The sequence below is a fragment of the Paenibacillus xylanivorans genome, assembly GCF_001280595.1.
Lineage (GTDB): Bacteria > Bacillota > Bacilli > Paenibacillales > Paenibacillaceae > Paenibacillus > Paenibacillus xylanivorans.
On the sequence record NZ_LITU01000033.1, the window covers coordinates 24,853 to 26,025 of the forward strand.

1 protein-coding gene is annotated in these 1,173 nt (G+C 36.8%); it reads left to right on the forward strand.

Annotated elements, in window-relative coordinates; translation table 11 throughout:
• On the forward strand, positions 1-1,153 hold a 1,153-nt coding region (locus AMS66_RS33060; protein ID WP_201782134.1), incomplete at its 5' end, for an abortive infection system toxin AbiGii family protein.
• Positions 1,154-1,173 lie beyond the last annotated feature (20 nt).

Genomic DNA, 1,173 nt, shown 5'->3' on the forward strand with positions numbered 1-1,173 from the left:
CGGACATATAATCCCAAAAGAAATCGTTGAGTCTCTCAACAAAAGGTTGCCTGATGGTCTTATATATAAGCGAGTAGCTAATGACCTGGTTGTTGCAGTGCCTAGTGAAGGTAGGGCTATGCAGATGTCTGCCAATATCAAAATCCCTGAAAGTTTAAGAATCTACAAACCGGAGGAACTCTTCGATATAATCTATAGAAGTCAAACTGAACTTAAAATTGATAAAAATGTGCCAGTTAAAATAAACGGGATCGAGATACCATTAGATGAAGCGGCATTAGCTCCTTTATTAGCAAGTGAAAATACTGAATTCTACTTACAGCCAAAGCCATTCCCGCCACCTCACGTAGTTGAATTTTCTGGATATGGGCACACTAGATCACTAACTATGCAAAGGCAGCCGCTTGCTGATCTTAATAAAACGTTGATAAAGAATATAGATAATGACGGTCTGCAGGTATCCATGACAGTACTTGAAGATATAGAAACACTTCAATTTTCCTTTAATTTTAATCTCCAAAAAGTTAATTCCATCGATGAATTATTAAGTGTTTTATTAGTATATCAGGCATTTATTCAAGGCGACGGGCAGGTAGTTGGAATGAGATTACCCCCTTCGCCTATCAACGATGTAGAGAGTGGGACATTGAATGAACTATTAACGTTTTGGAAAAAGATGAAAAGTGTTGAGAACAAGTTGGGTGTCCATTTTTCACTAGATTTGCCTCTTAGTGATGAGGAAGACATCTGGTTAATTAAACTGTACTCGTCCTTTGTAAAAGAAGTGCCGTTCAGAGAAAATATTAAGTATACTTCGATTACATTCGATCCTCCTGAGGATTTTGATAAAGATCGGTTAATCAGTCAAACCGCCGGTTTTACATTTGTGCAGCCTGAGAATATTAATTTACTTGAGGTAGATCTGGAATTGTTTGCAGTGATGGGCGTATATAATTTGCGTATTTCAGATATAATTCCTAGTATAAAAGAGCAAGGTAAGTTGGAATGTATACTTGAAAAAAAGTCCGATCAGAAAAGCTTTAGATCGATGAGATACTTTAAGACGTATGAAGAGGCTTTGGAGTTTCAAAAGAACATAAGAGCACTTCATGAGGCCCGAGATTTGTTCAGCATATTTAAAGAAGATAAATAACTTTAGCTTAGTGAGCAGTT